This is a genomic window from Paraburkholderia yinzeri (genome assembly GCF_046581065.1).
In the GTDB taxonomy this organism is placed as follows: domain Bacteria; phylum Pseudomonadota; class Gammaproteobacteria; order Burkholderiales; family Burkholderiaceae; genus Paraburkholderia.
Genome location: NZ_JBFOCJ010000003.1, coordinates 526555 through 540024 on the forward strand (window position 1 = coordinate 526555; position 13470 = coordinate 540024).

Annotated in this window: 11 protein-coding genes; 6 read left to right on the forward strand and 5 right to left on the reverse strand. The window is 66.0% G+C overall.

The window, feature by feature from the left end; genetic code table 11:
* Positions 1–92: 92 nt before the first annotated feature.
* From hutH to WJ542_RS29170, 5 genes are all read left to right on the forward strand, one after another.
* A complete protein-coding gene (gene hutH, locus WJ542_RS29150) occupies positions 93–1628 on the forward strand; it encodes a histidine ammonia-lyase (protein WP_411193020.1) in 1536 nt (511 codons plus the stop codon).
* 56 nt (positions 1629–1684) lie between these two features.
* Entirely contained in the window at positions 1685–3373 is a 1689-nt protein-coding gene (hutU, locus tag WJ542_RS29155) for a urocanate hydratase (protein WP_411193021.1), read from the forward strand.
* 181 nt (positions 3374–3554) lie between these two features.
* Positions 3555–4022 carry a nucleoside deaminase gene (locus WJ542_RS29160; RefSeq protein ID WP_411193022.1) on the forward strand — a complete coding sequence of 156 codons (468 nt, stop codon included), beginning with the start codon at positions 3555–3557 and terminating at the stop codon, positions 4020–4022.
* Between the two features lie 173 nt (positions 4023–4195).
* On the forward strand, positions 4196–5044 hold the full coding sequence (locus WJ542_RS29165) for a bifunctional allantoicase/(S)-ureidoglycine aminohydrolase (protein ID WP_411193023.1): 849 nt from the start codon (positions 4196–4198) through the stop codon (positions 5042–5044).
* A gap of 15 nt (positions 5045–5059) precedes the next feature.
* Entirely contained in the window at positions 5060–5941 is an 882-nt protein-coding gene (locus WJ542_RS29170; RefSeq protein WP_411193024.1) for a LysR family transcriptional regulator, read from the forward strand.
* 8 nt (positions 5942–5949) lie between these two features.
* Here the strand turns inward: WJ542_RS29170 and WJ542_RS29175 are convergent, their stop codons facing one another.
* From WJ542_RS29175 to WJ542_RS29185, 3 genes are all read right to left on the reverse strand, one after another.
* The gene (locus WJ542_RS29175) at positions 5950–6375 is read right to left on the reverse strand and encodes a DUF934 domain-containing protein (protein ID WP_411193025.1); all 426 of its coding nucleotides are present in this window, start codon (positions 6373–6375) and stop codon (positions 5950–5952) included.
* A complete protein-coding gene (locus tag WJ542_RS29180; RefSeq protein WP_411193026.1) occupies positions 6372–8162 on the reverse strand; it encodes a nitrite/sulfite reductase in 1791 nt (596 codons plus the stop codon). Before WJ542_RS29180 ends, WJ542_RS29175 begins: the two co-directional genes overlap by 4 nt.
* 144 nt (positions 8163–8306) lie before the next feature.
* The gene (locus WJ542_RS29185) at positions 8307–9728 is read right to left on the reverse strand and encodes an aminotransferase-like domain-containing protein (protein ID WP_411193027.1); all 1422 of its coding nucleotides are present in this window, start codon (positions 9726–9728) and stop codon (positions 8307–8309) included.
* A gap of 357 nt (positions 9729–10085) precedes the next feature.
* On the opposite strand from WJ542_RS29185, the gene WJ542_RS29190 reads away from it, so the two are divergent.
* The gene (locus WJ542_RS29190; protein WP_411193028.1) at positions 10086–10289 is read left to right on the forward strand and encodes a DUF2970 domain-containing protein; all 204 of its coding nucleotides are present in this window, start codon (positions 10086–10088) and stop codon (positions 10287–10289) included.
* A 13-nt stretch (positions 10290–10302) separates the two neighbouring features.
* Here WJ542_RS29190 and WJ542_RS29195 read toward each other — a convergent pair whose 3' ends face one another.
* Positions 10303–11205, reverse strand: coding sequence for a LysR family transcriptional regulator (locus tag WJ542_RS29195; protein WP_411193029.1), 903 nt, complete (start codon positions 11203–11205; stop codon positions 10303–10305).
* 143 nt (positions 11206–11348) lie between these two features.
* Positions 11349–13463 (reverse strand): 2Fe-2S iron-sulfur cluster-binding protein, encoded by a 2115-nt coding sequence (locus WJ542_RS29200; RefSeq protein WP_411193030.1) that lies wholly within the window; start codon positions 13461–13463, stop codon positions 11349–11351.
* Positions 13464–13470: the final 7 nt, after the last annotated feature.

The following is a 13470-nucleotide window of genomic DNA, read 5'->3' on the forward strand; positions in this document are numbered from 1 at the left end:
GATTTGCGGGTATACGCGGAGCTTTTTCTACTTGTCTATACAAGCCTCATTCTGTAATCTGCCAGTCATCTTGTCCAGACAACTTGATCGCCATGATTAAACTGACTCCCGGCCACCTGACTCTTCCCCAACTGCGCCAGATCGCCCGCGCAACCGACAAAAACGGGGTGACGCTCGAACTCGATCCGGCAAGTTTTGCCGCCATCGACGCGTGCGCCCGCGCCGTTGCCGAAATCACCGCGAAGGGCGAGCCCGCTTACGGCATCAATACCGGCTTCGGCCGCCTCGCAAGCACCCACATTCCGACCGACCAGCTCGAACTGCTGCAGCGCAATCTCGTGCTCTCGCACGCCGTGGGCGTGGGCGAGCCGATGGCGCGCCCGGTCGTGCGCCTCCTGATGGCGCTCAAGCTGTCGAGCCTCGGCCGCGGCCACTCGGGCATCCGCCGCGAGGTGATGGACGCGCTCATCGCGCTCTTCAACGCCGACGTGCTGCCGGTGATTCCCGTCAAGGGGTCCGTGGGCGCCTCGGGCGACCTCGCGCCGCTCGCACATATGTCGGCCGTGCTGCTTGGCGTGGGCGAAGTGTTCGCAAAGGGCGAGCGCGTGAGCGCGGTAGAAGGCCTGCGTCTCGTTGGCCTCAAACCGCTCGCGCTGCAGGCCAAGGAAGGTCTCGCGCTCCTGAACGGCACGCAGGCCTCCGCGGCGCTCGCGCTCTACAACCTCTTCGCGATCGAAGACCTGTACCGCACGGCGCTCGTCTCGGGCGCGCTGTGCGTGGACGCGGCGGCGGGCTCGGTCAAGCCGTTCGACGCGCGTATTCACGAGCTGCGCGGACATCGCGGCCAGATCGAGGCGGCGGCGGCCTACCGCTCGCTGCTCGAAGGCTCGGCGATCAATCTTTCGCACCGCGACTGCGGCAAGGTGCAGGACCCGTATTCGCTGCGCTGCCAGCCGCAGGTAATGGGCGCGTGCCTCGACCAGATGCGCCACGCGGCACAGGTGCTGCTCGTGGAAGCGAACGCCGTCTCCGACAATCCGCTGATCTTCCCGGACACCGGCGAAGTGCTCTCGGGCGGTAACTTCCACGCCGAGCCGGTAGCGTTCGCCGCCGACAACCTGGCACTTGCCGCCGCCGAAATCGGCGCGCTGGCCGAACGCCGCATCGCACTGCTGATCGACGCGACGCTCTCGGGCCTGCCGCCGTTCCTCGTGAAGGATGGCGGTGTGAACTCGGGCTTCATGATCGCGCATGTGACGGCGGCCGCGCTCGCCTCGGAAAACAAGACGCTTGCGCATCCGGCTTCGGTCGACTCGCTGCCGACTTCGGCGAACCAGGAGGACCACGTATCGATGGCGACCTTCGCCGCGCGCAAGCTCGCCGACATTGCGGACAACACGGCGAACATCCTCGCGATCGAGCTTCTCGCTGCCGCCCAGGGCGTGGACCTGCGCGCGCCGCACCAGACGAGCCCGGCGCTCGCGCACGTGATGCAGACAGTACGCAGCGAGGTACCGCACTACGATCTCGACCGCTACTTTGCCCCGGACATCGCGGCCATGACGCGTCTCGTGCAGAACGGCGTGATTGCGGCGCACAGCCCGCTGACGTTCGCGTCCGAACAATAAGCGCGGCAGGATTTCACGAATCGCAGTTCGAACCTGATAACCATTCCGAGGGCGTCATGAATCACCCCAATTTCACCGATCCGCGTCTGGATCCCACCCGCACGATCCGCGCGCCGCGCGGCAGCGAGAAGGTCTGCAAGACCTGGCTGGCCGAGGCGGCCTACCGGATGATCCAGAACAATCTCGATCCGGAAGTCGCCGAGCATCCGCACGCGCTCGTGGTGTACGGCGGCATTGGCCGCGCCGCGCGCAACTGGGAATGTTTCGACCAGATCCTCGCGTCGCTGAAGGACCTGAACGAGGACGAGACGCTGCTGATCCAGTCGGGCAAGCCGGTGGGCGTGTTCCGCACGCATGCGGACGCACCGCGCGTGCTGCTCGCGAACTCCAATCTCGTGCCGCACTGGGCCACGTGGGAACATTTCCACGAACTGGACCGCAAGGGCCTCATGATGTACGGCCAGATGACGGCGGGTAGCTGGATCTACATTGGCTCGCAGGGCATCGTTCAGGGCACCTACGAAACGTTCTACTCGGTGGCGAACCAGCACTTCAACGGCAACCCGAAGGGCCGCTGGATCCTCACGGGCGGGCTGGGCGGCATGGGCGGCGCGCAGCCGCTCGCGGCGACCATGGCGGGCTTTTCGATGATCGCGGTGGAATGCGACGAGACGCGCATCGACTTCCGCCTGAAGACCCGCTACGTGGACCGCAAGGCGAAGACGCTGGATGAGGCGCTCGCCATCGTCGAGGAAGCGAAGCAAACGGGCAGGCCGGTTTCGGTGGGCCTGCTCGGCAACGCGGCCGACGTGTTCGCGGAGATCGTGGCGCGCGGCATCGTGCCGGACTGCGTGACGGACCAGACCAGCGCGCACGACCCGATCCACGGCTACCTGCCGCAGGGCTGGACGGTCGGGCAGTGGCGCGAGGCGCAGAAGGTGGCGCCGGAGAGCATCGTCCAGGCCGCGAAGGCATCGATGGCCCAGCAGGTGCGCGCGATGCTCACGCTGCAGGCGCGCGGCGCGGCGACGCTCGACTACGGCAACAACATCCGCCAGATGGCGCTGGAGATGGGCGTCGAGAATGCGTTCGACTTCCCGGGTTTCGTGCCGGCGTACATCCGTCCGCTGTTCTGCGAGGGCAAGGGGCCATTCCGCTGGGTGGCGCTCTCGGGCGATCCTGAGGACATCTACAAGACCGACGCGAAGGTGAAGGAGCTGATCCCCGACGATCCGCACCTGCACAACTGGCTGGACATGGCGCGCGAGCGCATTGCGTTCCAGGGGCTGCCGGCGCGGATCTGCTGGGTGGGGGTGAAGGACCGCTATCGTCTGGGCCAGGCGTTCAACGAGATGGTGAAGAACGGGGAGCTGAAGGCGCCGATCGTGATCGGCCGCGATCACCTCGACACGGGTTCGGTGGCGAGCCCGAACCGCGAGACGGAAGCGATGAAGGACGGCTCGGACGCGGTGAGCGACTGGCCGCTGCTCAACGCGCTGCTGAACACGGCGGGGGGCGCGTCGTGGGTGTCGCTGCATCACGGCGGCGGCGTGGGCATTGGCTTCTCGCAGCACTCGGGCGTGGTGATCGTGGCGGACGGCACGGCGGCGGCGCACGAGCGTCTGGGGCGGGTGCTGCACAACGACCCGGCGACGGGGGTGATGCGCCATGCGGACGCCGGCTACGAGCTGGCGCAGCAGAGCGCGCGCGAAGCGGGCCTGAAGCTGCCGATGCTCGGCCGATGAGCGGCGCGCACGCATTGCAGGAAAACATGGGCCGTGCGTGCGGCCGGCTTCGCGCTTCGGCGCGAAGCCGGGTTCGTGGCATTGTCGCGGATGCGCCGATCCGGCGATCGGTAGAATCGGGAGGCGTGCGAACGAACAGGACTTGCGCGCTATCGCCTCGATCACCGAAGGAGCCACAACCATGCCCCCTCAGCAACGCTTCCTTTCCGAAGCCATTGAACTCGCCTACGCCAACGTGGAGCAGGGCGGCCGGCCCTTCGGCGCAGTGATCGTCAAGGATGGCGAAACTATCGCCACCGGCGTCAACGAGATCCTGCGCACCAACGATCCAACCTCGCATGCGGAACTGAACGCGATCCGCGCTGCCAGCCAGAAACTCGGCTCGCCGAACCTCGCGGGATGCACGGTCTACGCAAGCGGCCACCCATGCCCGATGTGCATCGCCGCGATGCGGATGGCCGGCATCGGCGAGGTCGTCTATGCGTATTCGAACGACGACGCTGCGCCTTACGGGCTATCGACGGCGGCCGTCTACGCCGAACTGGCAAAGCCGTTCGCCGAGCAATCCATGAAGATTCGCTACGAGCCGGTCCGGCCGGCGTCCCGCGCGGATCTCTACGCGGCCTGGAAGGCCCGGCAGGGCGCGTAGCAGCGGGCCGGATCGCAACGCCCGCGATTCGGCAGACGGATTGCCACGCGTCGCCACCCAGCTACCATCCATCCAGAAATCGAATACCTCGCATTCCAATATTTAATTTGTCGATAACGCACGTGTCCGATATGGTGTCGATGTCCAACACCCATCCGCACGGAGCCCGCCGAATGTCGTCGACCCCTTACTACGCACCGCACGGCGGCCACCCCGCCCAGACCGAGTTGCTGACCGATCGCGCCATGTTCACCGAAGCGTACGCGGTCATTCCGAAAGGCGTGATGCGCGACATCGTCACGAGCCATCTGCCGTTCTGGAACAATACCCGCCTCTGGGTACTGGCGCGTCCGTTGTCCGGCTTCGCCGAAACGTTCTCGCAGTACATCATGGAAGTGGGGCCCGGCGGCGGCAGCGAGCGTCCCGAGCTGGACGAGCACGCGGAAGGCGTCCTCTTCGTGGTGGAAGGGGAGATCTCGCTCACGCTCGATGGCGTCGAACACCGGCTCGTTCCGGGTGGGTATGCGTTCATTCCGCCGCGCACGAACTGGGCGTTGCATAACCGTTCCGACGATTGCGCGCGCTTCCACTGGGTTCGCAAGCACTACGAAGCAGTGGACGGTTTGCCGCTGCCCGATCCGTTCGTGAAGAACGAACGCGACGTCGAGCCGATCCCCATGCCTGGTACGGAGGGACGCTGGGTGACGACGCGCTTCGTCGACATCAACGACATGCGTCACGATATGCACGTCAACATCGTCACGTTCGAACCGGGCGGCGTGATCCCGTTCGCGGAAACGCACGTGATGGAGCACGGTCTCTACGTGCTCGAAGGCAAGGCCGTCTACCGGCTGAACCAGGACTGGGTCGAGGTGGAGGCGGGGGACTTCATGTGGCTGCGTGCGTTTTGCCCGCAGGCCTGCTACGCGGGCGGCCCTTCGCGCTTCCGCTATCTGCTCTACAAGGACGTCAACCGCCAGATGAAGCTCACGCTCGGCGCGCCGCAAACGCGCAGGGGGTAGTAGTAAAATGGCCGGATGAAAGGCAACGGAAAAGCGCGCACGCCGCTATTCGATCTGGATCTGCTGAGGGCCATCGTGATGGTGGCCGACTGCGGTACGTTCACGGCGGCAGCGGCACGGCTCCATTCGACCCAGTCGACGGTGAGCCAGAAAGTGCAGCGTCTGGAGGAGATGGCCGGGCACAAGCTGCTCGAACGCGGCAGCCGCGACGCGCGCCCGACCGATGCAGGCGAGACCTTGCTGGCCTACGCCCGGCGCATGCTGGCGCTCAATGACGAAATGATCGAATCCCTCGCGGGCGAGGCGGTGGGGTTGACGGTTCGCCTCGGCGTGCCGGAGGATTTTGTCGGCGGACCGACCACTCAACTACTTGCGACGTTCAATCGCAAGCATCCCCAGGTGAAGCTCGAAGTCACGAGCGGATTGTGCCGCGACCTCGCCAACAGCTACGATCACGGCAATCTGGATCTCGTGCTGCTGAAGCAGCGGCACAACAGCCGTGAGGCGGTGGCCTGCTGGCCCGAGCAACTACGCTGGATCGACAGCGCGAAATATCCCTCGATCCAGCGCGATCCGGTTCCGCTGGTCGCCTTCCCGCCACGCGGGCTGTATCGCGACGACATGACGAACGCGATCGAGGGGCTCGGCCGCCGTTGGCGCATGAGCTTCATCAGTACCAGCCTGAGCGGCATCCAGGCCGCCGTGGCCGACGGGCTCGGCATCAGTTTGCTCCCGGCGCGGGCGGTCACCGCCGACCACGTCGTGTTGACGCCGAAGAGCGGACTGCCTTCCATCGACACCATGGACATCGCGCTGCTTCATCGCCCGACTGCCGATACGGCCGTCACGGAGTTGGCGCGCGCGTTGTCGCGGATGTTTGGAACGCCGCGGCGGTAAGGCTCACGTCAGTCGCACCGTACTTTCTCAGCCTCAGTCTCGTTCGGCACTTTCGCGCGCCATGGCGCCTCGCGCAAAACATCCCCCTGGTAGAACGCGCGAAACCGTTCGAGCTGGCGCAGCGCGTCATCCATGGAAACCCCATCGCTTAGCACGGCACTCGAAAATCCCATGCGTTCCATCTGGAGCAGTTGATCGCCAAGCACGTCGCCGGTCGCGCGCAAATCGCCGCCAAAACCAAGACGACGCCTGATGAGATAGGCCTGACTATAGGCGCGCCCATCGGTGAACGCAGGAAACTGAAGCTCCACGCGCGATGCATGCGCGATGGCATCGGCGTAGGCAAGCGGATCGGCGTCGTTGGCAAGAACCAGTGTGGATGACGAAACATCCGCAGCTTGTTCGAGGGCGCCGAGGAGACGAAGACGCGTCATACGGCACCCTCCGCCGTGGCGCGAACCGTATCGGCGGCCGCCTTGAACGGTTCGAGGCCGATGCGGCGAACCGTTTCGATGAACGTTTCGCAGCGTTCGCCGCGCGGCTCGCGCTGCCTGAGATAAGCGGCAAGCAGGGCGTCGATGACGTCGGGCACTTCCTGCGCCGCGAAAGACGGCCCGATGACCTTGCCGGATCTCGCATCGCCGCTGGCCGCCGACCCGTCGGAGCCGCCGACCGTGATCTGATACCACTCCGCCCCGTCCTTGTCGACGCCCAGTATGCCGATGTGGCCGCTATGGTGGTGGCCGCACGAATTGATGCAGCCGCTGATATGCAGATCGATCGCGCCGATATCGTTCAGTTCGTCGAGATCCTGGTAGCGTTCCATGACGCTTTGCGCGATCGGCAGCGAACGCGCGTTGGCCAGCGCGCAGAAGTCGCCGCCGGGGCAGGAGATCATGTCGGTAAGCAGATGCACGTTCGCGCTCGCGAGGCCGGCTTCCCCGGCGGCACGCCAGAGCGCGAGCAGGTCGTCGGCGTGAACCCACGGCAGCACGACGTTCTGGGTATGCGTGACGCGCGCCTCGCCGGCGGAGAAGCGATCCACGAGATCCGCCACGCGTTCGAGCTGATCGGCGGAGGCGTCGCCTGGCGCCTGCAGCGGGCGCTTGAACGAGAGCGTGACAATGCGCAGCGAAGGCTGCTTGTGGGCGCAGACGTTGCGTTCGAGCCAGCGCCGGAGTTGCGGCGTGCTGGCAGCGGCGGCTTCGAGTTCGGCTGCGGCGGTCGCGCTGGCCGCGCGATTGGCGACCAGCTTCGGCGGTTCGACGAAACAGGCGCTCACGCGTTCGAACTCGGCCTGCGTAATCGTATGCGGGCCGCCGTCGTGGTCGACGATCTGCCGGAACTCCTCCTCGACGTCGTCGAGAAAGCGCTGGCCCTCGGCCTTCACGAGAATCTTGATGCGAGCCTTGTATTTGTTGTCGCGGCGGCCGTACTGGTTATACACGCGCACCACGGCCTCGATGTAGTTCATGATGTGCCGCCACGGCAGGAACTCGCGCAATACCGTGCCGATCACCGGCGTGCGTCCCATGCCCCCGCCCGCGGTCACGCGAAACCCAAGCTCGCCTTGTTCGTTGAGCAGCAGCCGCAGGCCCACATCGTGCCAGTCGGTCGCCGCGCGATCTTCGGCCGCTCCCGTCATGGCGATCTTGAACTTGCGCGGCAGATAGGCGAATTCCGGGTGGAGCGTGGTCCACTGCCGCATGATTTCGGCAAACGGACGCGGGTCCACGATCTCGTCGGGCGCCACGCCCGCGCGCTCGTCGCATGAGATATTGCGGATGCAGTTGCCGCTCGTCTGGATGCCGTGCATGTTCACCGTCGCAAGCAGGTCCATCACGTCGGCGGACCTGGCGAGCGGAATCCAGTTGAACTGAACATTGGTGCGCGTCGTGAAATGCGCATGCTGCGTGGGCAGGCGGACGGTGCCCAGCTTGCGCTGTGCTTCGAGCGCGCGGCGATAGACCTCGGCTTCGGGCTCGTCGTATTCGCGGGCGATGCGCGCGAGCACGCGAAGCTGCTCGCTCGACAACTCGCCGTAGGGCACCGCCACGCGAAGCATGGGCGCGTGGCGCTGGACATACCAGCCGTTTTGCAGGCGCAGCGGGCGAAACGCGTCCTCGCTCAGCTTGCCGCTCTGCCAGCGTTCGAGCTGATCGCGGAACTGCGCGGCGCGGTTGGCCACGAAGGCTTTGTCGAATTCGGTGTAACGATACATGGTGACTGCGAGAGTGCCGGGGGGCCGGAAAAGAGGGATGTCACGACGGTATCGCGTCGGCATCCGGCCCTCAAGCAGCAGATGCAGCAAAAATGAGCGCAGCAGATGATGCGGGCAGCGGTGCTCCGTGGCGCCCGGTTAGCTTCAGCTAGGGGCGCGTACCTGGGGATCGACGAGCAGAGTCCCCAGCGTGCGGATGGCCTCTTCGATGCGCGGCGACCAGGGGTGGCCGTAATTGAGGCGAATGCAGTTTTCGAACGCGTGCGCAGCGGAGAACATGGGGCCTGGTGCGACGCTGATACCGTGCTCGATAGCGAGGCGGTGCAATGCCATGGCGTCGATGGCCTCGGGAAACGTGAGCCAGAGGAAATAGCCGCCTTCCGGGGCCGTCTGCTCCGTGCCGGCGGGCAGCCAGCGCCGGATGGCCTGGGACATGGCCTCGCGGTGGCTCTGCATCGCAAGGCGGATCTTCTTCAGATGGCGCTCGTAGCCGCCGTGCTCCAGATAGTCCGCGATGCCGGCCTGAACGGGGATGCTAGCCGAAAGCGTCGTCATCAGCTTGAGGCGCTGCACGCGCGCGGCGAAGCGCCCGGCGCTTGCCCAGCCGATACGGTAGCCGGGCGCGAGCGTCTTCGAAAACGAGCTGCAGTGCATGACGAGACCGTGACAGTCGAACGCCTTGGCCGGCGGCGGATAGCTGGGCGAGTCGTGCAGTTCGCCGTAGACGTCGTCTTCGATGAGCGGGACGTCGTGTTGCACCAGCAGGTCGACGAGCGCCTGTTTCTTCGCGGCGCTGAGCGTGACCCCGGTCGGGTTCTGGAAATTCGTCATGAACCAGCAGGCGCGGACCGGATGCCTGGCGAGTGCCTCGGCCAGCGCATCGAGATCGAGTCCGGTCACGGTATCCACGGGAATCTCGACCGCGCGCAAGCCCAGGCGCTCGATGGCCTGCAGCGCGCCATAGAAGCCCGGCGACTCGACCGCGACGATGTCGCCCGGCTGCGTCACCGCCATCAGGCAGAGATTCAGCGCTTCGAGCGCCCCATTGGTGACGACGATGTCTTCGGCCGGCTGCGAGATGCCGACGCGCAGATAACGCAGCACGATCTGGCGCCGCAGGTTTTCGTTGCCGGGCGGCAGGTCGACGACCGTGCTCCACGGACTGACGCTGCGCGCCGCCTGGCCCAATGACTTCGCGAGACGCGCCAGCGGAAAGAGCAGGGGGGAAGGGAAGGCCGAGCCAAGCGGCACGATGCCCGGCCGCTTGGCGGCATCGAGCACCGAGAAAACGAGCTCGCTGATATCGACGGTGGCGGATTCGCCTGTCGTGCTGCGCGTTGCCGTTTTGCCGGCTGTGGCCGGCGGGTTGACGAAATAGCCCGACCGCTCCGCTGCGCGCACGAGGCCCCATTGCTCCAGCAGATAGTAAGCGCGCGTCACGGTCGACTGGCTGACGCCGTGCTGGGCAATGAGCTGGCGCAGCGACGGCATGCGCGAGCCGGGCGCGAGATTGCCCGAGCGAATCTCGGCAGCCATGCTTTTGGCGAGGCGTTCGTAGCGGGTCATTCGTTCTCTTTCGATGCAGGGTGGTCGATTCCATACCGCGCGTTCCGGCTCAATTTTCGTACGTCTTGCCGGGCTTGGGAAGCAATCTGCTGCGGCGATTTTCTCGCCGTCTGCTGCTATACGGTGGCGGCCGCGGCGCGCAACATGGCGTCCAGTGCGCATCGAAGTCCGGGTCTGTTCTCCCGGGATGCGCCGGGATTACTGCGCGAGTGCCCGGATCATCACCCTAAACCCGCAGAGCTTGCGGCTCCATGCCTGTAGCGCGGCAAGCGCTTCGCCCCGGTGCACATGTGCCGGGGCATTTTCGCCTCGATGGCCGGGCAGAGTGCCCTGGGGTCGGGCGAAATGGAGAAAACGATGGAATTCTTTCGTCTCGTGCGTATTGTCTTGTGGAGCTTCTTCGGCGTGCGCAAGCGTGCGTCGCACGAAGCCGACTTCGCGAACGTGAAGTTCAGCCTGCTGCCGGTCGTGGCCGTTGGGCTCGCGGCAGTCATTGCCGGCGGCATTCTTGGTGTCGTGCTGCTCGTCGCGCATTCGACAGGCACGGTTCAAGGCTTTTGAGCCCGCACGCCGGCTAGCGGTTCAATGAAGCATTGGCGCGCAGGCGCTCGGTCGCCAGATCGAGAAATGCGCGGACCTTGCGCGTGGGGTGGCGGCCTTCGCGGTGCAGCAGGTGAATTGGCAACGGTGGCGGCTCGTGATCGGCCAGTATGATCCGCAGCTGCCCCGAGTCGAGCTGTTGCGCGATCTGGTATGACAGCACTTGCGTCAGGCCGAACCCGTCGACGGCAGAGGCTATCGCCGAATCGTTGGTCGTAGTCGAGAGCCGCGCGCGCAACTGCGAGCCAACGCGTTGCGAGCCGGACCCGAAGCGCCATTCGGACAGCGACGAGGCTCCCCCCGCCGAGATCAGCACATGTTCGCCGAGTTCGCCTGGTGTCTGCGGCGCACCGTGCCGGGTCAGATATTCGGGCGATGCGCAAACCACGCGCCGCACGCTGCCCACGCGTATTGCCTGCATCGACGAATCGGCGAGTTGCCCGATCCGCACAGCGACGTCGATACCCTCGTCGAGCATATTGACGACGCGGTCGAGAAACCACGAGCGCACGTCGACCTCGTCGTACCTACGCAGATAGTCCAGGACGATGGGCGTCACGTAGATCCTGCCGAACAGCACCGAAGCAGTCAGGGTCAACAGTCCGCGCGGCAGCTGCTGTGCACCGGCGACGGCAAGATTGGCCTCTTCCAGATCGCCGAGGATGCGGCGGCAACTGTCCGCGTAGCCGGCCCCGGCGTCGGTGACGCGGACGATGCGCGTGGTGCGCGTGAGCAAGCGCACGCCGAGATCGTCCTCGAGTTCGCTCACCATGCGCGTAACGACGGACGGCGACACCTGAAGCTTGCGCGCCGCCGAGGCAAAACCCCCGGTGTCGACCACGGAAAGAAACGCGGTCATGGCCTGCAGACGGTCCATAGGGAAGGGTGGCCTGCCTCCCGGCAGACGCTCAGTATCGGATGGCCGCAGTATACAGTCGGGTGACGTCGAACCTGATCGGGGAGGGGCGCTCAAGGCGGGAACCGCCGCGATTACGCGGGTGCGCGGGCGGCCGCGGGGCGTCACAGATCGAGGACAAGCGAGGAGGGGCCGCCGTCCGGATTCGCCGCCGGCACCGCGCAGCAAATCAAGGCCTCGTGCTCGCCTGCGGATGCCGACGGCTGCTGATCCGGATAGGCGACCGCGCCTTCGAGGATGCGTGTGCGGCACGTCCCGCAGTTGCCGCCGCGGCAACTGAATTCCGGGGCAAGACCGCTCGCCTCGGCAAGATCGAGCAGCGTGCCGCCCGCCTCCGGTGTCCAGCGCGCATCCTTCGCCGCGCGGGCAAAGCGAACCGGAACCGCCTGCGCCGCGGGCTGCCGCTGCGGCGCGGCCGGTGCCGACGCCTCGGGCGTGCGCTTGAGCGCGGCGGGACCGAAGGCCTCGGCGTGGATTCTCGAATCGGCGACGTTCAGTCCGCGCAGGCCATCGTAGAGCGACTGCATGAATCCAGCCGGCCCGCACAGGTAGAAGTCGTAATCGTTGAACGGGAGCACCTCGCTCAGCATCGGCATATCGATGTGTCCGATCGCCTGATAATCGATGGCCGACGTCGCGCCGGCCGGGTCGCTGAGCACGTTGACGAGCTTCACGGCGCCGCCCGCTTCGTGGACCAGCGCGCGCAACTCGTCGTCGAATGCGCGCTCCGCTTTCGTCCTTGCCGCGTAGAGGAACCACGTCGGCCGGATGCCGCGCGTGCGCAGCCCCTCGTAGACGAGGTGCCGCAGCATCGCGAGCATGGGCGTGACGCCCACCCCGGCGGCGAGCAGCACCGCAGGCCGGGTCGCGTGCGCATCGATCGTGAAGTTGCCTGCGGGCGCGCGTGCTTCGATCCGGATACCTGGCTTCAGCGTGTCGTGAAGATGGCGCGATACCCGTCCCTCGCGCTTCACACTGATCCGGTACACGCCGTCCGATGGCGCCACCGAAAGCGTGTACGTCCGCAGCGTCGGCTTCGCCTCGCCCGGCAAGATCACACGTATGGGCAAATGCTGTCCCGCCTGATGACGCACGAGGCCCGCATCGTCGGCAGGTTCCAGGTAGAACGAACGAATCGAGCTGCTTTCGTCGGCAATGCGTGCCACCTTGAACGGCCGCCAGGCGTTCGCGAGCGCATTCGCCTTCATACGCTCCGCGGCTTTGGTCCAGTTGCCGGTCAACAGTGCGTTCGGCGAGGCGCCATCGTCCTGCACGGTCCAGCGCAACGGCAACGCCTCGGCACGGTAGACGACGCGTCGAGGCGTAAAGCGCCACAACCGCTCCGCGCCCTGAAAAGCCGCGATTTCCGGGCTGTCGAGCACGACCTCGGCGTGGCCGGTGAGCTGCAGCAGGTCTCCCGTTGCGTAGTCGACAAACACCAGACCGGCGCGCGGATTCACGACGAAATTGCCGAGCGTATTGAAGAAAAGATTGCCGGCGAAGTCGGGTATCGTGAAGACGCCGTGCTCGTCCACTCGCACGAATCCCGGCTTGCCGCCGCGATGCGATACGTCGACCTGGCGGCGGCCATCCTCGCGATCGACATACGAGGCGACAAAAAACGAATCGGCGCGGGAGATGAGATGACGTGCGCGTTCATCGAGTTCGCTGCCGACAACCGGCGCGATGGCGCCGGGTGCCGAAGGATCGCGTACGAAGCTGAAGTCGCGCCGGGTGATGTACTGCGGGCAGTTGCCGTAACTTTGCTCGACCCGCAGATCGAACCCCATCGCGCCGCCGTCCGTCGCGCGCTGCACGGTGCCGTTGAGGCGGTTGCGGCGCCGTGTCGGCAATTCGATGCCGAGCAGGGCCATCGAATCGCCATCGTTCATCCCGGCATCGGCGGGATCGGCGGGATCGCGGCTCAGTTCGACGTGCAGGCGGTACGCGTCGGGGGCGCCCAGGAAGCCCGGCCGGTTCGCGCGCACCGTCGCCCATACGTCGCCGTTCGCGTCCACGGCGCCTAGCACCGCGAACGGCAACTGCGGATAGAACCGCCGATGCTGGTCGATCAGATGATCGCGCACATTGCGGCGGCCGACCGCCTCCATCCGCTCCGCCACGCCCGCCGCCTGTTGCATCGCCAGCTCGCCGGCATGCCACAGCGACGAGGCGGTTGTGCCAGAGGCAACGGGGGACGGTGAGGCGGCGGTGTTCATGATCGAG